The following is a 19,234-nucleotide window of genomic DNA, read 5'->3' on the forward strand; positions in this document are numbered from 1 at the left end:
TAACGGGCGATGACAAAATCATATGGATCCAGATGTCTTAAACCAGTCCTGCGTGTTACGGTCTTGTCACAGATTTCGAGCACGGATGCCGGGAGGTCGGATGCCGCAGGCCACCGGCCGCGCCGACGCCACGCGCGCGGTCGTCTTCTCGCCCCTCGAGGGCGCGGGTCGCGCCGAGCTCGTCGAGCAGCGGCTGACCGACGCCATCGTGGCCGGCGTGCTGCGTGACGGCGAGCGGCTGCCGAGCGAATCCGAGCTTGCGCGCAGCCTCGGAGTGGCCGTCGTCACCGCCCGCGAGGCGCTCGTCGCGTTACGCGACAAGGGACTCGTGCACACCAAGCGGGGGCGCGACGGCGGCAGCTTCGTCACGCACGACCGCGACGCGTCGATGCGCATGATCGACGAGCGCGTGCGCTCGCTCAGCCGCATCGAACTGCGCGACCTCTCGCTGCACTACGCCGCCATTGCGGGCATGGCGGCCGAGGTCGCCGCCGACCGGGCCAGCGAGGACGACCTCACGAGCCTCATCGAGATCGACGCCCGCGCCGACCTCGCGACCCCCGGTGGAGCGCGCCGGGCGGTCGGCCGGTTCCAGCTCGAGATCGCCGCCGTGAGCCAGTCGCCTCGCCTCGTGCACGAGGAACTCCGCCTGCAGGCCGAGGCCGGCCCCTTGCTCTGGCTGTGCCTGCGGGAGCAGGATTCACGTGACCGCAGTCGCGCGGCCAGGCTCGAGGTCATCGAAGCCGTTCGCGACGTGCAACCCGAACGTGCACGTCGCGTGACGACGGACCACATCGCCTCGGCCGTCGAATGGCTCATCGACGAGAAGGTGCGCCTCGAGCAGGCCGCGGACGCCCCGCAATCGGAAGGAGCGAGGCCATGAGCGTCGACGTCGACGTCACCGCCGAGCACATCGCCCGGCGAATCGCCTCCACCATCGACCCCGTGTTCGCCATGATCGACGGCTGGCGCGACGTGCTCGAACGCGAGCTCGCGGGTCCGCTCGCGGGCGCCCTCACGGGCGACGGTGCGCCGACCGCCGAGACGCTCGACCCAGTCGTGGCCGCCCTCGTGAGCGCCGAGCTCGAGCAGGAGGGCAGCCTCATCACGGGTGCGGGCTTCGTGGCCGCGCCGGGCTTCCTCGCCGATGCACCGTGGCATCTCGCGTGGTGGCTGAGCGGCTCGAACACCTTCGGACCGGGCTCGGGACTGCGCCGCCTCGCCACGATCGACGACCCCGACTCCGAGCAGTTCCGCGACTACACGACGCTCGAATGGTGGCGCGTGCCCGCGCGCACGGGCACGCGGCACGTCACGGGGCCCTACGTCGACTACCTCTGCACCGACGACTACACCGTCACGATCACCACGCCCGTGCGGGTGCACGACGAGATGGTCGGACTCGTCGGTACCGACCTGTACGTCGCCCGCCTCGAGCAGGTGCTGCTGCCGGTGATCCGGGAGTCGGGGCATCCGTGCACCCTCGTGAACGCGTCGGGCCGCATCGTCGCGTCGACCGACGCCCGACGAGCGACCGGGGCGCTGTTGCGCCTCGAGGGCCTGGCCGAGGCGCTCGCCCCGCTGCGCGATGCGGTCACGGTGACGGATGCCGCGTCGCTGCCGGGCGGTGAGGCGGTCGTGCCGTGCGGCGACACGACGCTCGCGCTCGTACTGGAGGCGTGAGCCGGCTTCGTGCTCAGTCGACGTGCTCGGCGAGCGGTCGCACGGCCTCGGGGTCGGCACCCGCAGCGTGCAGGCGCGACACGAGCCCTCGCCGCGCCATCCGGTACGGCTCGTTGGAACCCGTCATGACGGAGCGCGTGTTGGCGGTGTCGAGGAGTGCCATGAACTCGAAGGCGAGCTGCTCGGCGTCGGCATCGGCATCGAGCTCGCCCTGGGCGATCGCGTAGCCGAGCGAGACGCGCACGTAGTCGCCCCAATCGTCGTACGCACGGGAGATGGCGTCACGCACGGGCCCGGGCTTCGAGTCGAAGTCGGCCACGGCGGCGGCGAAGAAGCATCCGCCCGGGAAGATCCGGTCGCGCGAGTAGGCGATCCACGCGTCGAGCAGGGCGACGATGCGATGGATGCCCCGGGGTGCCGCCTGGCGGGCCGGTTCGAGCACGGTCTCGCGGAACCGCTGGGCTGCGGACTCGACGGTGGCGAGCTGCAGTCGCACCTTCGTGCCGAAGAGCGTGGCCACGTTGCTCTTGCTCACGTGCGCCGCGGTCGCGAGCCGCCCGATGGAGAGCCCATCGAGTCCTTCGAGGGAGGCGAGGTCGACGGCGTTCTCGAGCACGAGGCGGCGCGAGGCATCCCCCCGCAACTTGCGACCATCGATTTCCTGCATGCTCTTCAGTTTACGCACGAACGGTCGTATAGTACAGACACGACCGTTCGTATTCATTGAATCGGATGCCTCGCACACTCATGATCTCGACCGAGCTGCCCCGGAGGCCGCCATGCAACTCAGCACCACCCTCACCGTCGCCGCCATCCGCGCCGCCGACACCGTCTCCCCGGCACTCGCCGGACGCCTGGCCCTTCCGCTGTTCCGACAGGTGCGGCCGGCACTCCCGCTGCGATCAGGCGATCGTGCCGTGCACGAGCGGGCCGAGCGCGGCACGATCTCCGTGCGCGGACGCGACGTCGTCACGTATACGTGGGGGAATGGCCCCGAAACCGTGCTGCTCGTGCACGGCTGGCGCGGACGTGCGTCCCAGTTCGCCGCCATCGTGCGCGAGCTGCGCTCCGAAGGGTTGCGCGTCGTCGCGTTCGATGCGCCCGCGAATGGCGAGTCGGCCGGGCGACACACCGACATCCGCGACTACCTCGCCGCCATCGAGGTGCTGCAGCGCAAGCACGGCCTGTTCCGGGTCATCGTCGGCCATTCGTTCGGTGCGCTCGCAGCCGTGACGGCGGTGCGCGAGGGCACGGCCGCCGGCGGAGTCGTGGCGATCGCCGGCATGGCCGACGCCGGCTACCTCGTCGACTCGTTCGCGGCGCGAGTCGGCATTCGCCCCGCGAGCGCCGACGTGCTCGCACGGCGATTCATGAACCTCATCCAGCCCGACATCGACGAGCCCTTCGCGCGGTTCGACGCGGTGGCCGACCCGCTGCCGGCCGGCGTCCCCCTCCTCGTCGTGCACGACCGCGGCGACCGCGAGGTTGCCTTCAGTGAGTCGCTGCGGCTGCACGAGGCGCACGGCGACCGGTCGCGGCTCGTCGTCACCGAGGGGGCGGGGCACTCGCGCGTGCTCGCGGCCGATGTCACGCTCGATGCGGTCACGGCATTCGCCATGGGCGGGCTCGGTGGGCTGGATGCGTTTGTCGAGCGGGGCGGTCAGCCCGTGAGCGCACGGGCGTAGACGCCGAGCACGGCGACTCCGATCACGATGGCAGCTATAACGGCGACTCGCGTGAGCCAGGGGATGCGGCGCACGATCTCGCTCAGGAGTGAGGCGACGGCGGTGGCCGGCACGAGGAACATCCCCATGATGATGCCCGAGTAGCTCGCAACACCTGAGCCGTCGCCGATCGAACCGACGATCACGATGAAGACCAGCGCGGCAACGACGACGACGACATCCGCGGCGATCGTTCGACCGACACCTGGCGGCTTCGAGAACGGCAGAGTGCCGACCACACGAACGGCGAAGGCGATCGCGAACACCGTCGGCGCAGCGAATGCGAGTCGCTCGAGGCCCTCAGCATCGGCTCCACTCGTGAACCACCCGATGACCGACACGGTCGCGAACAGGACCACGGCGACACATCCGGCGATCGACCCCCGGGCACTCATCCACTCGAGCCGGCTCGCGGAGCTACGGCCGAGCGTGGTGGCGAATGGTTCGGAAGTCATTGCCTCGAAGATGACGCGAGCTCGGCTTCCTCGGCGAAGGACAGGCCCGAGACCGACCCGGCAGCACCCCGTGACGGTCGGTGACTCGTCCTCCACAGGGAACGGGTCGGTGGAGTTCTCCACAGGGAATTCACCTGATCAACCGTGCTTTCCGACGCTATCGAATGTCGGTGGGTGGTGATGGAATGGTCCCATGACGTTCTCCGACGCCGACCTCGCGGCCGCCGCATTGCGCGCCGATGTGGACGCGATCGTGGAGCTCGAGCGCGGCATCCGGGCGGCGCAGGCGGAGCAGCTCCGGCTGATCCAGCGGGCGCACGGATACGCGCACGCGGTCGAGGGGGTGCATGACGGGTCGTCGTCGGAGGATCGGGTGCACGCGACCCGGGCGTTCGTCGCCGAGCTCGCGACCGCACTGGTCGTGCCCGAGGGCACCGCGGGCGCGTTTGTCGGCGACGCCGGCATCGGCCACCGGCACCCGGCGACCGTCGCCGCGCTCGCCGCCGGGGCGATCAGCCTGCCGCACGCGAGGTCGATCTTCGACGCCCTGATCGGGCTCCCACCCGCCGCGGCCGCGACGCTGGAGACGGCCGCGCTCGAACACGCACCCCGGCAGACGAACGCGGCACTGCGCCGCCGCCTCCGTTCGCTCCGGGAGCGGCTGCACCCCGAACCCCTCGAGGTCCGGCACCGGGCCGCGACCGCCGAACGCCGCGTCGTACTGGAATCGGCACCCGACGGGATGGCCTGGCTCAGCCTGTACCTCGAGGCCGAACGTGCGCACGCCATCACCCACCGACTCCACACCCTCGCCGCCACCATTGCGACCGACGACCCGCGCACGCCGGCGCAGCGGGCCCTCGACGTCGCTGCCGACCTGCTGCTCACGGGGTGCCGCACCGACCGCGACGGCCGATCGGTCGACGCGGATGCGGCGATCGTGCCGCGGGTGCTGGTCACCGTGCCGGTGCTCACCCTGCTCGGCCACACCGACGAACCCGCCGAACTCGACGGATACGGGCCCATCGACGCCGACACCGCCCGCCGGCTCGCCGCACACGCCCCCTCGTTCCAGCGGATCCTCACCCACCCCGAGACCGGCGCCTACCTCTCCTACGGCCGCACCCGATACCGGGTACCCGCCGACCTCGCCGGCTACCTCCGCACCCGCGACGGCACCTGCCGATTCCCCGGCTGCGGCCGCCAAGCCACCGGCTGCGACCTCGACCACACCACCGGCTGGGCCCGAGGCGGCCACACCCGACACGACAACCTCGCCCACCTCTGCCGCAAGCACCACCGCCTCAAACACACCACCCGATGGCGCATGACCCAACAACCCGACGGCACCATCCGATGGACCTCACCCGCCGGCCACGACCACCACACCCACCCCGAACACCCCTTCACCGAAAGGACCCTCACACCGGCACCGGCACCGGCATCGGCGCGCGATCTGGCCCCCGAAAGCGACGAGCACGCTGCCTGACCGGCCTGCTCGCGACTCGCCAAGAAACGGCAGGGCCGTCCAGGCGCTGAGCTAGGAGGTCAGTCGGCGGTCCGGTTCTTCGGCGTCCCGACGCACGCGTGAGGCACGATTCGTCAGCCAGTACACGCCCCAAGCTAGAAGCCCCATCACCGCGAGTGTTCCGACGGTGATCATGAGGTGCCAGCCGAAGAAGCCCGAGAACATGCGCCCACTCTCGCAGAAGGCAAGCACTACATCGAGATCGGGCCAATACGAGCCACGGGCCGTCGGCGGTCGCCCCTACGCTGGCGTGATGGATGCGGCAGGAACGCCCGAGACGACCGAACCGACGGAGACGACAAATGCGGCCTTGGCGACCGCAACTGCAGAGCCCCAGCCACGGCGACTCCCCGCGTGGGCGCCCGTGCTCATCGGCGTTGCATCCGCACTGCTCGGGCTGCTTCCGTGGCTCATCACCGGCATGCGGCTCCCGCTGCAGAACCTCTGGGCGACGGATACCTCGCCCGACCGGTATCCGCTCGTGCTGCTGCCGTTCAGCCAGTACGCGATCACCCTCATCACGGCGATCATCGTCACCGGCGCCGCGATCGCGGGCATCGTCGCCCGGGCGACCCGGAAGCGCCTCCCCAGATTCGGCGCGGCCGCGATCGTCATCGGGGTCCTCGCCGTGCAGATCATCGCCACGGTGCAGACCTCCATCGTGGTGCGCGACGGGCTCCAGGAGCGCGGCGAGTCGGCGCTCTACCTCGCGGCGCTCGTCGCCGGCACCTCATTCGCGATCCTGGTCGGAGTGCTGGTGCTGCTGCTCATCGCGAAGGCCCCGCGGGCCGGCGCGGTGGTCGGGCTCAGCATCGCGGCCGTGGCCGTCGGCCCGTGGATCAACGGGCTCGTCGTGCCGTTCGGCACCGCCGGCACCACCGAGCTCGCCTGGCTCCTCGACGTCACCCGCTGGATCCCACCCGTGCTCATCGGCGCGGCCATCGCCTGGGGCGGCGTCAACACCGTCGGCCGAGTCCTCGCCGCCGCGTTCGCGCTCCTCGCGCTGTGGGTCGCGCCTGCACTCATGACCGCGATCTCGAACGCCGTCGGCAGTCGCGTGCTTGCGCGCCACCCCGCGGAGATGCTCGACTACGGACTCGGCGTCTTCGGCATGGCGCTCTGGATTCCCGAGCTCGCCCTACCGCCCCTCATCGTCGCCGTCGCGGTCGCCGCCGTCGGTCTCGTCGGGCGCGCGATCGTCACGCGGCGTCGTAGAGGGGCGGAGCAGGTCGAGCCTTTGCCACGATGATCGGATGACCGCACAGCCGCCCGCCCTCGTCGGCATCTCGCACGGCACGTCCTCCGAGGCCGGCCGGCGAGCGGTGCGCGGACTGCACGAGGCGGTCGCGAGAGCCATCGCGATGAGGCATCCGGATGCCCCGCCCAGCGTGCGACTCGGGCACGTCGACGTCGAGCAACCCGACGTGCCCGCCACGCTCGCCTTACTCGAACCAGGCGAGCCGGCCGTCGTCGTGCCGCTGTTGCTGTCGGCCGGATACCACGTGCACGTCGACCTCACCGAGGCCGTGGAGGCGGCGGCATCCGATCGGTGCGTGACCCTCGCCGACGCGCTCGGACCCGACGACCGGCTCGCGCAGGTGCTCGTCCGTCGCCTCGTCGAGGCCGGGCTGCGTGACGACGATCAGGTCGTGCTCGCCGTCGCGGGGTCGAGCGACCGACGCGCCGTCGACGACTGTCACGACATGGCCGGGCGGCTCGCCGCGACATCCGGTCGCGAGGTCTCAATCGGCTTCCTCTCGGCGGCCGAGCCCCGGCTCCCCGATGCCGTCGCGGCAGCCCGGGCGAACACAGCAACCGGTGCACGCGTGGTCGTCGCGAACTACCTGCTCGCACCCGGCTACTTCGACGACCTCGCGCACGCCGCGGGCGCCGACGTGACGGCGCGTCCACTCCTCGTCGCCGACGAGCCCGCGCCCCGCGAGCTCGTCGATCTCGTGCTCGATCGGTACGCCGCGGCATCCGCTCGGCTCGCCTGACCTCCGCCGGCGACGCAACCCGAGTGACCGCTCGCGACGCCGTGTGACGCAATACGACACGACGTGACCGGGCATGACACGGCCCCCTGTCGGGGGTCCCCGACCTCCCCTAGCTTCGACCGCACACGTCGGAGCGAATCCCGCACCGGCAGAGGAAGGAGGGGCGTCGTGACCATCACCACCCCGAGGGCGACGGATGCCGCGCCAGCGCGCCCGGCGCGCCCTGCCACGCGTCCACACGGCCAGTGGAAGATCGACGGCACGACCCCGCTCAACCCCAACGAGGTGTGGAAGCAGGAGGACGGCGGCCTCGCCGTGCGCGAGCGCATCGAGCGCATCTACGCGAAGGGCGGCTTCGCGAGCATCGACCCGACCGACCTGCACGGCCGGTTCCGCTGGTGGGGTCTCTACACGCAGCGAAAGCCCGGCATCGACGGCGGCAAGACCGCGACGCTCGAGCCGCACGAGCTCGAGGACGAGTTCTTCATGCTGCGCGTGCGCATCGACGGCGGACAGCTCACGACCGAGCAGCTCCGGGTGATCGGCGAGATCTCGACCGAGTTCGCCCGCGACTCGGCCGACCTCACCGATCGGCAGAACGTGCAGCTGCACTGGGTGCGCGTCGAGGACGTTCCCGAGATCTGGCGGCGCCTCGAAGCGGTCGGACTCCAGACCACGGAGGCGTGCGGCGACGTGCCCCGCGTCATCCTCGGATCCCCCGTGGCGGGCATCGCGGCCGATGAGCTCATCGACCCGACCCCGGCGATCGAGGAGATCTCGCACCGCTACATCGGCGACGAGTCGTTCGCCAACCTGCCGCGCAAGTACAAAACCGCGATCACCGGCCACCCCAGTCAGGACGTCGTGCACGAGATCAACGACGTCGCGTTCGTGGCCGTCGAGCATCCTGAACTCGGCATCGGCTACGACCTCTGGGTCGGCGGCGGCCTCTCGACGAGCGCGCACCTCGCCGTGCGTCTCGGCGCCTGGGTTGCGCCCGAGCAGGTGCCCGATGTGTGGGTCGGGGTCACGTCGATCTTCCGCGATTACGGCTATCGGCGCCTGCGCAACAAGGCGCGACTGAAGTACCTCGTCGCCGACTGGGGCGCCGAACGGTTCCGCGACGTGCTCGAGACCGAGTACCTCGGCGCGCCCCTCCCCGATGGCCCGGCGGCCCCCAAGCCACGAGCTCAGGGCGACCACGTCGGCGTGCACCGCCAGCAGGACGGGCGCTTCTACATCGGCGTCACCCCCTTCGTCGGCCGCGTCTCGGGTTCGACGCTCACGGCCATCGCCGACCTGCTCGAACGTCACGGCTCGACGCGGCTGCGCACGACGCCCCACCAGAAGCTCGTGCTGCTCGACATCGAGGAGTCGCGGGTCGAGCAGGTCGTCGCCGAGCTCGACGCGCTCGGCCTGCAGGCGCGTCCGAGCCTCATCCGCCGCGGCACCATCGCCTGCACGGGCATCGAGTTCTGCAAGCTCGCCATCGTCGAGACGAAGCAGACCGCGACCGACGCGGTCATCGCCCTCGAGGCCCGGCTCGCCGGCATCGACCTGCCCCACCCGATCAGCCTGCACGTGAACGGATGCCCCAACTCCTGCGCTCGCATCCAGACCGCCGACATCGGGCTCAAGGGGCAGCTCCTGCCCGACGGCGACGGCGGGCAGACGCCCGGGTTCCAGGTGCACCTCGGCGGCGGCCTCGCCTCGGCGACGCGCGAGGAGGCCGGCACCGGACGCACCGTGCGCGGGCTCAAGGTGACCGCCGACGGCCTCGCCGACTACGTCGAGCGGGTCGTGCGTCGCTTCCTCGCCGAGCGCGACGCGGCTGCCGACGAGACGTTCGCCGAGTGGGCGCACCGCGCCGACGAGGAGGCTCTGCAGTGAGCGCGCGCAACCTGAGTGCCACCGTAGGTCTCGATACGGGCGCCAGGGCGCCCTACTCGACCGCCGGTAGTCGCCGCACCCCCGACGAGCTGCGTGCCCTCGCGCGGGCGGGCGCCGCGCTGCTCTCGCCGGAGGGCGGCCCCGAGGCATCCGCCGACGAGGTCGTGGCCTGGGTGGCCGAGAACTTCGCGACGGATGCCGCCGCCGTCGCCTGCTCGATGGCCGACGCCGTGCTTCCGCACGTGGTCGCCGCGCGCCTGCCCGGCGTCGACGTGCTGTTCCTCGACACGGGGTACCACTTCACCGAGACGCACGTGACGCGAGACGAGGTCGCCCGCGTCCTCGACGTGCGCGTGGTCGACGTGCTGCCCGAGCAGACCATCGCCGAGCAGGACGCCGAGTTCGGCGCCGAGCTGTCCGCGCGCGATCCGGGCCTGTGCTGCGCCCGCCGCAAGGTCGCGCCGTTGCAGCGCGCGCTCGGCGACTACGAGCTGTGGTTCACGGGCGTGCGCCGCGAGGAGGCGCCGACGCGCGCGAACACGCCACTCGTGACGTTCGACGAGCGGAACGGGCTCGTCAAGGTGAACCCGCTCGCCGCGTGGACCTTCGATGACCTCCTCGACTACGCGGGCGCGCACCAGGTGCCCGTGAACCTCCTGATGTCGCACGGCTACCCGTCGATCGGCTGCGAGCCGTGCACGAAGCCCGTCGCCGCGGGCGAGGATCCGAGGTCGGGCCGCTGGGCCGGCCTCGCCAAGACGGAATGCGGATTGCACCTGTGAGCGAGATCACGACGCAAACGGCCGTCGACGCCCCGCCACGGCTGAGCGCACTCGACACCCTCGAGTCCGAGGCGATCCACATCATCCGCGAGGTCGTCGCCGAGTTCGAGCGGCCCGTGCTGCTCTTCTCCGGCGGCAAGGACTCGGTCGTCGTGCTGCACCTGGCCGCGAAGGCGTTCTGGCCGGCGCGCGTGCCGTTCCCGGTGCTGCACGTCGACACGGGCCACAACTTCCCCGAGGTCATCGACTTCCGCGATCGCACGGTCGAGCGCCTCGGCATCCGGCTCGAGGTCGCGAAGGTCCAGGACTACCTCGACGACGGCCGCCTGCAGGAGCGCGCCGACGGCACCCGCAACCCGCTGCAGACCCAACCGCTGCTCGACGCCATCGCCGCGGGCCGGCACGACGCCGTGTTCGGCGGCGCCCGACGCGATGAGGACAAGGCCCGCGCCAAGGAACGCATCCTGAGCCTGCGCGACGAGTTCGGCCAGTGGGACCCGCGCAACCAGCGACCCGAGCTCTGGGACCTCTACAACGGCCGCCACACCGTCGGCCAGCACGTTCGCGCGTTCCCGATCTCGAACTGGACCGAGCTCGACGTGTGGCGCTACCTCGAGCGCGAGGGCATCGAGCTGCCGCCGCTCTACTATGCGCACGAGCGCGAGGTGTACCGCCGCGACGGCATGTGGCGCGCCGTCTCCGAGGTGTCGCCGCCGCGCGCCGACGAGCACGTCGAGCGACGCGTCGTGCGCTACCGGACGGTGGGCGACATGAGCTGCACCGGCGCCGTGGAATCGGATGCGGCATCCGTCGCCGACGTCGTGCGCGAGGTCGCCACCTCGACGCTCACCGAGCGCGGCGCCACGCGCGCCGACGACCGCATCTCGGAGGCCGCCATGGAGGACCGCAAGAAGGACGGATACTTCTGATGACGCACGCGACCCAGGAGCAGACCCTGTTCCGCTTCGCAACCGCCGGATCGGTCGACGACGGAAAGTCGACGCTCGTCGGCCGCCTGCTGCACGACTCGAAGGCGATCCTCGCCGACCAGCTCGAGTCGGTCGCCCGCACATCGGCGGAGCGCGGCTTCGGCGGCGAGCCGGGAGCCATCGACTTCGCGCTCCTCACCGACGGCCTGCGCGCCGAACGCGAACAGGGCATCACCATCGACGTCGCCTACCGCTACTTCTTGACGGGCAGGCGGTCGTTCATCCTCGCCGACTGCCCCGGCCACGTGCAGTACACGCGGAACATGGTCACGGGCGCCGCGACCGCCGATGCCGTCGTCGTGCTCGTCGATGCGCGCAAGGGCGTGCTCGAGCAGACCCGCCGGCACCTCGCGGTCGTGCAGCTCCTGCGCGTGCCGCACGTCATCGTCGCCGTGAACAAGATCGACCTGCTCGGCTACGACGAGGCCGCGTTCGCGGCGGTGGCGACGGATGTCTCCGCCCTCGTGCGCGACCTCGGCCTGCCCGAGGCGCACGTGATCCCGGTGTCGGCGCTCGCGGGCGACAACGTCGTCGAGCGCTCGGCGAACACGCCCTGGTACGACGGCCCGGCGCTCCTCGAGTTGCTCGAGACCCTGCCGGCACTCGACGAGCTGGAGTCCGACCTCGAGGCGTTCCGGATGCCGGTGCAGCTCGTCATCCGGCCGCAGGGCGCCCTCGCGCACGATGTCGCCGACCCCGAGTCGTACCGCGACCACCGCGCCTTCGCCGGGCGCATCTCGTCGGGCACCGTGCGCGTCGGCGACGAGGTGCAGGTGTTCCCCACCGGTGCCACGACGACCGTGGTCGGCATCGACGCCGGTCCAGTCGCGCTCGAGTCGGCGTCGGCGCCGCAGTCGGTCGCCCTTCGCCTCGCCGACGAGCTCGACGCCGCGCGCGGCTCGGTGTTCGCGGCATCCGGATCACTGCCTGCGGCTCGGCGCGAGCTCGAGGCATCCGTCTTCCAGCTCGACCCGAGGCCGCTCGTGCCGGGCGCGCGTGTGCTCGTGAAGTCCGGCACGTCGACCGTGCAGGCCCTCGTGACCGCCGTGCACGGCCGCCGCGACCTCACCACGCTCGGCCTCGACCCGGCCGATCGGCTCGAGGTCAACGACATCGGCCAGGTCGCTTTGAAGCTCGCCACCGAGCTCGCTGTGGAGCCGTACGCCGAGCACCGCCGGGCTGGCGCGTTCCTCGTGATCCACCCGCACGACGGCGCGACCCTCGCGGCCGCGATCGTGACCGGAGCGACCGCATGACGAGCCGCGGATTCGGGGCCCAGCTCGGCGAGCTTGTCGCGGGTGTCGCGGTGGCGGCCGCGATCGTCATCGTGCCCGTCATCGTCGGCGGTGTCGGTCGCGCGGCGGCCGAGCAGCCGGGAGCGGATGCCGCAGGCGGAGCGGCATCCGTGCTGCGTCTCGGCTACTTCGCGAACGTCACGCACGCTCCTGCCCTCGTCGGCCTCGAGACCGGGCTCCTCGCCGACGCGCTCGGCGGCACCGAGCTGGCGCCGCAGGCGATCGCCGCCGGACCCGCGGCGATCGAGGCGCTGAACGCCGGCGCGATCGACGCCGCCTACCTCGGACCGAACCCGGCGGTGAACAGCTACGTGCAGTCGGGTGGCGCGTCGCTCCGGATAATCGCCGGGGCGGCCGGCGGCGGCGCGGCCCTCGTCGTGCGCAACGGCATCGACGGCCCCGACGACCTCCGCGGGGCGGTGCTCGCGTCACCGCAGCTCGCCAACACCCAGGATGTCGCCCTGCGCTCCTGGCTCGCAGGTCACGGCCTCACGACCGCTGCAACGGGCGGCGGCGACGTCGCCATCGTGCCGACCGACAACGCCCGCACCCTGCAGCTGTTCCAGTCGGGTGAGCTCGACGGCGCGTGGCTTCCCGAGCCGTGGGTCTCGCGCCTCGTACTCGAGGCCGGCGCCGAGGTCCTCGTCGACGAAGGGGAGCTCTGGCCCCGGGCCGAGTACCCGACGACGGTGCTCGTGGTGCGCGCGGAGTACCTCGCCGAGCACCCCGACACGGTGCGTTCGCTCGTGGCCGGCCACGCGGCATCCGTCGACTGGATCGCCGACCACCCCGACGAGCTCGCCGACGTCGTGAACGCCCGCCTCGCGGCCGACGCCGGAGCGCCCCTGCCCGACGCGGTCATCGACCGCGCACTCGATCACGTCGCGGCGACCACCGACCCGTTCGCCGCGACGTTCCCCGCGCTGCAGCGCGCCGCTGTCGAGACCGGCACCGGACGCGACGGCGACCTCGGGGGGCTCTTCGACCTGCGCGCCCTCAACGCCGTGCGCGCGGACGCCGGGCTCGCCCCGGTCGACACCGCGGGACTCGGGGAGGACTGACCATGACCGACGCGACCACCACCGCCATCGCCCCCGCCATCCGCCTCTCCGGGGTCTCGAAGCGCTACGCCGCCTCGAGTCCCGTCGTGCTCGACGGCATCGACCTCACGGTCGCCCCCGGCGAGTTCGTGTGCCTGCTCGGCGCCTCGGGCTGCGGCAAGTCGACGCTGCTCGGGATCATCGCCGGCCTCGACACGGCGAGCGCCGGCACGGTCGCAGTCGATGGGCGGGCCGCCGTGATGTTCCAGGAGGCCTCGTTGCTGCCGTGGCTCAGCGCCCGGCGCAATGTGGAGCTCGCGCTGCGCTTCGGCGGTTCCGACCTGCCGCGACCCGACCGACGGGCGCGCGCGCTCGAACTGCTCGACCTCGTGAACCTCGCGGATGCCGCGGAGAAGCGCCCGCACGAGCTCTCGGGCGGCATGCGACAGCGCGTCGCCTTGGCCCGCGCCCTCGCGCAAGACCGCGAGGTGCTGCTCATGGACGAGCCGTTCGCCGCGCTCGACGCGATCACGCGCGACCTGCTGCACGAGGAGCTCGAGCGGGTCTGGCGCGAGACGGGTCGCACGATCGTGTTCGTCACGCACAACGTGCGGGAGGCCGCGCGGCTCGGCCAGCGCGTGCTGCTCATGTCGAGCCGGCCCGGACGCATCGTGAACGAGTGGAGCGTCGCCGACGAGGGTCCGCGCCGCATCGAGTCGCCACAGGTCTCGGCCCTCTCGGTCGAGATCACCGAGCAGCTTCGAAGGGAGATCCGCCGCAATGCCGCATGACACGCTCGTCGCGGCCCCAGCCGCGCCCACCGACGCCGACACACGAGCCGACGACCTCCGCACCCTCGAGGCCGGCCTCGACCGGCTGCAGACCGATGTCGAACGCCCGCTCCCGTGGTGGCGCCGCGCGATCGACGGCGTGCTGCCGCCTGTGCTGCTCGTCATCGTGCTGCTCGCCGCCTGGCAGGTGTACACCATCATCGCGCGGCCGCGGCCCGACCTCGCGCCCGGCCCGTTCGACGTCGCCGCCGCACTCGGCGAGGCGTGGAGCGACGGTCGCCTGCAGCTCGCGGTGGCCACGAGCCTCGAACGCGGCATCCTCGGCTTCCTCATCGCCGTCGCGGTGGGCACGCCACTCGGGCTGCTCCTCGCGGAGTGGGCGCCGCTGCGCCGCGCGCTCGGCCCGCTCATCTCGGGGCTGCAGGCGCTGCCGTCGGTCGCATGGGTGCCCGCCGCGATCCTCTGGTTCGGGCTGTCGGATGCCACGGTGTACTTCGTCGTGCTCATGGGCGCGATCCCGTCGATCGTGAACGGGCTCGTGGCCGGGGTCGCGCAGGTGCCGCCGCAGCTGCGACGGGTCGGAACCGTGCTCGGCGCCTCACGGCTCGAGCTCGCGACCTCCGTGGTGCTGCCCGCCGCTCTCCCCGGCTACCTCGCCGGACTCAAGCAGGGCTGGGCGTTCTCGTGGCGCTCGCTCATGGCCGCGGAGATCATCGCGTTCGGCGGCTCGATCGGCTTCGGTCTCGGCTCGCTGCTGCAGCAGGGGCGCGACCTCGCCGACCTCGCGGGCGTGCTCGGCACGATCGTCGTCATCCTCGTGGTCGGCATCGTCATCGAACTGCTCGTGTTCGGACCTGTCGAACGCGGCCTGTTGCGCCGCCGTGGCCTCACGGGAGGGACCCCATGACGAACACCCTGATCGGAAACGTCACGCTCGTCGGCGCCGGACCCGGCGATGCCGGACTCCTCACGATCCGCGGGCTCCGCGCGCTCGAGGCCGCCGACGTCATCGTCGCCGACCGGCTCGGCGCCCGCGGCGTGCTCGATGGGCTCGCCGCTGACGGCGTGCAGCTCGGCGCCGAGGTCGTCGACGTCGGCAAGCTCCCCGGCCATCACGCGGTGCCGCAGGACGCGATCAACGAACTGCTCGTCACGCTCGCCCGCGACGGCAAGCGAGTCGTGCGCCTGAAGGGCGGCGACCCGTTCGTCTTCGGGCGCGGCGGCGAGGAGGTCGCGTTCTGCCGCGATCACGGCGTCGATGTCGAGGTCGTGCCCGGCATCACGAGCGCCATCTCGGTGCCGGCGATCGCCGGCATCCCGCTCACCCACCGCGGCCTCGCGACCACGTTCACCGTCGTCACCGGCCACGACCAGATCCAGTCGCTCGGCGGCGGACGCGACCACACGGTCGTGCTCCTCATGGGCATCGGCACGCTCGCGAACTCCGCGATCACCCTGGCAGGTGGCGAGCGCGGCGGCGGATGCCCCGTCGCGATCATCGAGGACGGCTACGGGCCGCGCCAGCGCGTCACCGTCGGCACCCTCGACACGATCGCGCTGCAGGCGGCGCGCCGGGGCATCCGCTCGCCCGCCGTCGTCGTGGTCGGCGATGTCGTGACCCTCAGCCCGTATGCGCCGCTCCCGCTGGTCTCGGCCGGCGAAACCCGCGAATCCCGCGAATCCCACCGAAAGGCCACCACCCGATGACCCTCTCCCTCCGCGTCGCGATCGTCGGCGCCGGCCCCGCCGGTATCTACGCCGGCAACATCCTGCACCGCCAGGTCGCCGAAGCCGGCGGCGAGGTCGCGATCGACCTCTTCGAGTCACTGCCTGCGCCCTACGGCCTGATCCGCTACGGCGTCGCGCCCGACCACCCGCGCATCAAGGGCATCGTCAACTCGCTGCACGAAATGCTCGACGCGGGCACGATCCGGCTCATCGGCAACGTCGAGGTGGGGCGCGACGTGACCGTCGACGAGCTGCGCGCCCGGTACGACGCCGTGATCTTCGCGACCGGGGCCCTGAAGGACGCCCCGCTCGAGATCCCCGGCATCCACCTGCCCGGATCCTACGGCGCGGCCGACTTCGTGGCCTGGTACGACGGCCACCCCGACGTGCCACGCGTGTGGCCGCTCGACGCCGAGCAGGTCGCGGTCATCGGCAACGGCAATGTCGCCCTCGACATCGCACGCATGCTGGCGAAGCATCCGAAGGACCTCATCACGACGGATGTCCCCGCCAACGTGGTCGCCGGCCTCGAGGGGTCGCCCGTGACCGACGTGCACGTGTTCGGACGACGCGGGCCCCTGCAGGTGAAGTTCACGCCCATCGAGCTGCGCGAGCTCGGGGAGGCGCCCGACGTCGACGTGATCGTGTACGACGACGACTTCGAGCGCGCGGCTGGCGACCCCCACGCCGACGCGCTGCTCGCGTCGAACAACCAGGTGAAGGTCATGGCGCGCACGCTCAACGGCTGGCGCCCGTCGGCGAGCTCGGGCACCGGCTCGTCGACCGAACGCACTGCCTCGCGCCGGCTGCACCTGCACTTCCTGCACGCACCCGTGGAGGTGCTCGGCACCGACCGCGTCGAGGGCGTGCGCTTCGAGCGCACCCGCCCGGTGGGCGACGGCTCGGTCGTGGGCACGGGCGAGTTCGTCGACGTGCCCGTGCAGGCCGTGTACCGCGCCGTCGGCTACGCGAGCTCGCCGGTGGCGGGCGTTCCGTTCGACGCCGAGCGCGCCGTGATCCCCAACGACGGCGGACGGGTGACGGATGCCTCGGGCACGCCCATCCCCGGCGTCTACGCGACCGGCTGGATCAAGCGCGGCCCCGTGGGCCTCATCGGGCACACGAAGGGCGACGCGCTCGAGACCATCACGCACCTGGTGGCGGATGCCGCAGCCGGCGCGCTGCCCGCGCCGCAGGTCGACGCGGGGCCCGACGGCGACGAGGTGTTCGAGCTGCTCGCGGCCCGCGGCATCCGCTTCACGACCTGGGCCGGATGGCTCGAGCTCGACGCGCACGAGCGAGGCCTCGGCGAGGCGTGGGAGCCGACGGATGCCGCGTACGCCGACGTCGTGCGAGAACGCGTGAAGGTCGTGCCGCGCGACGAGCAGGTCGAGATCTCGCGCGCTGGCGCGCTGGTCGGCTCGTGACGCGCTACGTCACCACCCGACCACGACGACGCGCGACGACGCGCTCGTAGAAGGCCTGGTGCGCCCGCGCCACGGCCGCGTCGTCGAGCAGGCCGGGAGTCTGGGGGGCGGATGCCGCGAGCCGCGCGCGCAGCGTGGCATCCGCGTCGAGACGGGCGAGTGCCGACGCGAGCGCGCCGACGTCGCGTGGTGGCACGAGGAGCCCGTTGACGCCGTCATCGATCCACTCGGCTGGGCCGCCCTCGTCGGCCGCGATCACGGCGCAGCCGGCCGCAAGGTACTGCAGCACGTTCTGGCCGAGCGGTTCGGGGCGAGTCGACGCCTGCACCGCGACATCCCACCCCGCGAGCAGGGCGTCGACGTCGTCGACGTGCCCGAGGAAGTCGACCTGCCCCGCGACGCCCAGCGTCCCGGCGGTGCGGCGGAGTTCGTCGAGGTGCCCCTCGTGGCCGAAGGGCGCGTCGCCGGCGAACTGGAGGCGCACGTCGCCGCGGCCGCCGACCGCGCGCGCGAACGCCTCGAGCAGCAGGTGCTGGCCCTTCCACGGGTCGATGCGCGCGAGCATGCCGACCGTGCGCACCCGGCCATCGGGGTTCGGGGCGGGGGCAGGCGCACGGTCGACGCGCAGCCCCGACGCACTCGGGATGACCTCGGCCACGACGCCCGGGCGCAGGTACGCGCGCGCCGAGTCGAGCGTCGCGCCCGAGTTGGCGATCACGCCGTCGGCCCGCGGCAGCACGACGCGAACCATGAGCGCATGACCCGAGCGTCCGAGCGACTCGGGTTCGACGAGGTCGCGCAGGTGCACGACGAACGGCTTGCGCGACCAGCGGGCGGCGAGCGCGCCGTAGGCGGCGGCGCGGGCCGTGTTCGCGTCGACGAGGTCGGCGGTCGCGAACGCACGCGAGCATCTCGTCGCGACGGCCTGCGCGACGACGCGCGCGCCGAGCGAGACAGCCGCTCGCAGCCCGCCGGAGCTCGCACCGGCCGGTTGGCGTACTCCTGACATCCGTCGCGGGACCTTCGTCGGGAGTGCGTCGTACACGCCGACGCCGCCGTCGGGCGAGCGGGCGAGCAGCAGGTACGGCGACCAACCAGGCTCGGCCCGGAGCATCCGCAACAGGGCATATTCCGCGCCGCCGCCGACCGTGGTGTGATCGAGGTGCAGCACGCGAAGCGTCACGCCCGGCGCCCCTCGGTGCCCGCGGATCTGCCATTCCCGCGCGACGGGAAGGTGTACTCGGCGGCCTCCACGGCCTCGCGATAGGCGGCGATCTCGGCTCGGGGCATGCCGAACAGGGCGCGAGCCAGCTCGGCGAGCGCGGGGACCTCCTCGCGAGCCATCTGCCGGTAGGCCTCGTCGTCCTTGCCCTGCGGATCGACGATGTCGTCTTCGCCGCTGCCCGCGGTGACGCGGTTGTCGGCGATGGCGAGCACCCGCGCGCGAAGCTCATCGACCGAGTGCGGGGCCGGCCACTCGGGCAGCGTCTCGGCGACCCGGCCGGCTTCGCGGATCGTGAACGTGCGCACGAGCGCGCCCGGCACGAGCGCGAGCACGCTGTCGCGCTGGTCACCCGACGAGACGAGCACGAGGTCGGCACCGCGGAGGTACGCCTCGGTGATCTGCGCGGCGCGATGACGTGTCCCGTCGGCACCGAGCGCCTCGGCGATCGCCTTCGCCCGCCGACCCATCGCGGAGCCGACCGGCGCGCCGAGGCCGGCACTCGTCACGCGCACGTGCTCGGCTGCATCCGTGGGCAGGTACCAGTCGGCCCACCGCTCGAGCAGCGCGGCACCGAGCGCCGAACGGTTGACGTTGCCCTGGCAGACGACGAGCACCGTGAACACGTCGCGATCCACCGCGTCACCTTCCTGCTCGCCGCTGGTCCGCGCGCACTGCGCGGA

19 protein-coding genes are annotated in these 19,234 nt (G+C 72.1%); 15 read left to right on the plus strand and 4 right to left on the minus strand.

What is annotated here, in order from left to right; genetic code table 11:
* Positions 1-100: 100 nt before the first annotated feature.
* Positions 101-883, plus strand: coding sequence for a GntR family transcriptional regulator (locus tag AB0K73_RS02365; protein ID WP_360510796.1), 783 nt, complete (start codon positions 101-103; stop codon positions 881-883).
* Entirely contained in the window at positions 880-1,683 is an 804-nt protein-coding gene (locus AB0K73_RS02370; RefSeq protein ID WP_360510795.1) for a hypothetical protein, read from the plus strand. Before AB0K73_RS02365 ends, AB0K73_RS02370 begins: the two co-directional genes overlap by 4 nt.
* Before the next feature lie 13 nt (positions 1,684-1,696).
* On the opposite strand, the gene AB0K73_RS02375 is transcribed toward AB0K73_RS02370, so the two are convergent.
* On the minus strand, positions 1,697-2,350 hold the full coding sequence (locus tag AB0K73_RS02375; RefSeq protein WP_360510794.1) for a TetR/AcrR family transcriptional regulator: 654 nt from the start codon (positions 2,348-2,350) through the stop codon (positions 1,697-1,699).
* Between the two features lie 112 nt (positions 2,351-2,462).
* On the opposite strand from AB0K73_RS02375, the gene AB0K73_RS02380 reads away from it, so the two are divergent.
* Complete coding sequence (locus AB0K73_RS02380) at positions 2,463-3,368, plus strand: alpha/beta hydrolase (RefSeq protein ID WP_360510793.1); 906 nt, start codon at positions 2,463-2,465, stop codon at positions 3,366-3,368.
* Here the strand turns inward: AB0K73_RS02380 and AB0K73_RS02385 are convergent.
* The gene (locus AB0K73_RS02385) at positions 3,344-3,862 is read right to left on the minus strand and encodes a hypothetical protein (RefSeq protein ID WP_360510792.1); all 519 of its coding nucleotides are present in this window, start codon (positions 3,860-3,862) and stop codon (positions 3,344-3,346) included. The genes AB0K73_RS02380 and AB0K73_RS02385 overlap by 25 nt on opposite strands.
* 193 nt (positions 3,863-4,055) lie before the next feature.
* Between AB0K73_RS02385 and AB0K73_RS02390 the strand changes: the two genes are divergently transcribed.
* From AB0K73_RS02390 to AB0K73_RS02445, 12 genes are all read left to right on the plus strand, one after another.
* Positions 4,056-5,351 carry a DUF222 domain-containing protein gene (locus AB0K73_RS02390; RefSeq protein ID WP_360510791.1) on the plus strand — a complete coding sequence of 432 codons (1,296 nt, stop codon included), beginning with the start codon at positions 4,056-4,058 and terminating at the stop codon, positions 5,349-5,351.
* A gap of 292 nt (positions 5,352-5,643) precedes the next feature.
* Positions 5,644-6,639, plus strand: coding sequence for a hypothetical protein (locus tag AB0K73_RS02395; protein ID WP_360510790.1), 996 nt, complete (start codon positions 5,644-5,646; stop codon positions 6,637-6,639).
* Between the two features lie 4 nt (positions 6,640-6,643).
* Positions 6,644-7,387 (plus strand): CbiX/SirB N-terminal domain-containing protein, encoded by a 744-nt coding sequence (locus tag AB0K73_RS02400; protein ID WP_360510789.1) that lies wholly within the window; start codon positions 6,644-6,646, stop codon positions 7,385-7,387.
* A gap of 168 nt (positions 7,388-7,555) precedes the next feature.
* Complete coding sequence (locus tag AB0K73_RS02405; protein ID WP_360510788.1) at positions 7,556-9,277, plus strand: nitrite/sulfite reductase; 1,722 nt, start codon at positions 7,556-7,558, stop codon at positions 9,275-9,277.
* A gap of 89 nt (positions 9,278-9,366) precedes the next feature.
* Positions 9,367-10,059 (plus strand): phosphoadenylyl-sulfate reductase, encoded by a 693-nt coding sequence (locus AB0K73_RS02410; RefSeq protein WP_360511277.1) that lies wholly within the window; start codon positions 9,367-9,369, stop codon positions 10,057-10,059.
* Positions 10,056-10,988 (plus strand): sulfate adenylyltransferase subunit CysD, encoded by a 933-nt coding sequence (gene cysD, locus AB0K73_RS02415; protein WP_360510787.1) that lies wholly within the window; start codon positions 10,056-10,058, stop codon positions 10,986-10,988. Before AB0K73_RS02410 ends, cysD begins: the two co-directional genes overlap by 4 nt.
* Positions 10,988-12,304 carry a GTP-binding protein gene (locus tag AB0K73_RS02420; RefSeq protein WP_360510786.1) on the plus strand — a complete coding sequence of 439 codons (1,317 nt, stop codon included), beginning with the start codon at positions 10,988-10,990 and terminating at the stop codon, positions 12,302-12,304. Before cysD ends, AB0K73_RS02420 begins: the two co-directional genes overlap by 1 nt.
* Positions 12,301-13,404 (plus strand): ABC transporter substrate-binding protein, encoded by a 1,104-nt coding sequence (locus tag AB0K73_RS02425; protein WP_360510785.1) that lies wholly within the window; start codon positions 12,301-12,303, stop codon positions 13,402-13,404. Before AB0K73_RS02420 ends, AB0K73_RS02425 begins: the two co-directional genes overlap by 4 nt.
* A gap of 2 nt (positions 13,405-13,406) precedes the next feature.
* Complete coding sequence (locus tag AB0K73_RS02430) at positions 13,407-14,174, plus strand: ABC transporter ATP-binding protein (protein ID WP_360510784.1); 768 nt, start codon at positions 13,407-13,409, stop codon at positions 14,172-14,174.
* Positions 14,164-15,081 carry an ABC transporter permease gene (locus AB0K73_RS02435; protein ID WP_360510783.1) on the plus strand — a complete coding sequence of 306 codons (918 nt, stop codon included), beginning with the start codon at positions 14,164-14,166 and terminating at the stop codon, positions 15,079-15,081. The genes AB0K73_RS02430 and AB0K73_RS02435 overlap by 11 nt, the downstream gene beginning before the upstream one ends.
* A complete protein-coding gene (cobA, locus tag AB0K73_RS02440; protein ID WP_360510782.1) occupies positions 15,078-15,881 on the plus strand; it encodes a uroporphyrinogen-III C-methyltransferase in 804 nt (267 codons plus the stop codon). Before AB0K73_RS02435 ends, cobA begins: the two co-directional genes overlap by 4 nt.
* Positions 15,878-17,329: an FAD-dependent oxidoreductase gene (locus AB0K73_RS02445; RefSeq protein ID WP_360510781.1), complete on the plus strand. Its 1,452-nt coding sequence runs from the start codon at positions 15,878-15,880 to the stop codon at positions 17,327-17,329. Before cobA ends, AB0K73_RS02445 begins: the two co-directional genes overlap by 4 nt.
* Before the next feature lie 4 nt (positions 17,330-17,333).
* Here AB0K73_RS02445 and AB0K73_RS02450 read toward each other — a convergent pair whose 3' ends face one another.
* Positions 17,334-18,512: a glycosyltransferase gene (locus AB0K73_RS02450; RefSeq protein ID WP_360510780.1), complete on the minus strand. Its 1,179-nt coding sequence runs from the start codon at positions 18,510-18,512 to the stop codon at positions 17,334-17,336.
* Positions 18,509-19,189 carry a hypothetical protein gene (locus AB0K73_RS02455; RefSeq protein WP_360510779.1) on the minus strand — a complete coding sequence of 227 codons (681 nt, stop codon included), beginning with the start codon at positions 19,187-19,189 and terminating at the stop codon, positions 18,509-18,511. Before AB0K73_RS02455 ends, AB0K73_RS02450 begins: the two co-directional genes overlap by 4 nt.
* Positions 19,190-19,234: the final 45 nt, after the last annotated feature.

Origin of the sequence: Agromyces sp. NPDC052230, assembly GCF_040679595.1 — a bacterium.
Lineage (GTDB): Bacteria > Actinomycetota > Actinomycetes > Actinomycetales > Microbacteriaceae > Agromyces.

Excerpts from the sequence above, each read along its gene's own strand:
- AB0K73_RS02365 (WP_360510796.1), top strand. The coding sequence starts at position 101 with ATGCCGCAGGCCACCGGCCGCGCCGACGCCACGCGCGCGGTCGTCTTC.
- AB0K73_RS02370 (WP_360510795.1), top strand. The coding sequence starts at position 880 with ATGAGCGTCGACGTCGACGTCACCGCCGAGCACATCGCCCGGCGAATC.
- AB0K73_RS02375 (WP_360510794.1), bottom strand. The coding sequence starts at position 2,350 with ATGCAGGAAATCGATGGTCGCAAGTTGCGGGGGGATGCCTCGCGCCGC.
- AB0K73_RS02380 (WP_360510793.1), top strand. The coding sequence starts at position 2,463 with ATGCAACTCAGCACCACCCTCACCGTCGCCGCCATCCGCGCCGCCGAC.
- AB0K73_RS02385 (WP_360510792.1), bottom strand. The coding sequence starts at position 3,862 with ATGACTTCCGAACCATTCGCCACCACGCTCGGCCGTAGCTCCGCGAGC.
- AB0K73_RS02390 (WP_360510791.1), top strand. The coding sequence starts at position 4,056 with ATGACGTTCTCCGACGCCGACCTCGCGGCCGCCGCATTGCGCGCCGAT.
- AB0K73_RS02395 (WP_360510790.1), top strand. The coding sequence starts at position 5,644 with ATGGATGCGGCAGGAACGCCCGAGACGACCGAACCGACGGAGACGACA.
- AB0K73_RS02400 (WP_360510789.1), top strand. The coding sequence starts at position 6,644 with ATGACCGCACAGCCGCCCGCCCTCGTCGGCATCTCGCACGGCACGTCC.
- AB0K73_RS02420 (WP_360510786.1), top strand. The coding sequence starts at position 10,988 with ATGACGCACGCGACCCAGGAGCAGACCCTGTTCCGCTTCGCAACCGCC.
- AB0K73_RS02425 (WP_360510785.1), top strand. The coding sequence starts at position 12,301 with ATGACGAGCCGCGGATTCGGGGCCCAGCTCGGCGAGCTTGTCGCGGGT.
- AB0K73_RS02430 (WP_360510784.1), top strand. The coding sequence starts at position 13,407 with ATGACCGACGCGACCACCACCGCCATCGCCCCCGCCATCCGCCTCTCC.
- AB0K73_RS02435 (WP_360510783.1), top strand. The coding sequence starts at position 14,164 with ATGCCGCATGACACGCTCGTCGCGGCCCCAGCCGCGCCCACCGACGCC.
- cobA (WP_360510782.1), top strand. The coding sequence starts at position 15,078 with ATGACGAACACCCTGATCGGAAACGTCACGCTCGTCGGCGCCGGACCC.
- AB0K73_RS02445 (WP_360510781.1), top strand. The coding sequence starts at position 15,878 with ATGACCCTCTCCCTCCGCGTCGCGATCGTCGGCGCCGGCCCCGCCGGT.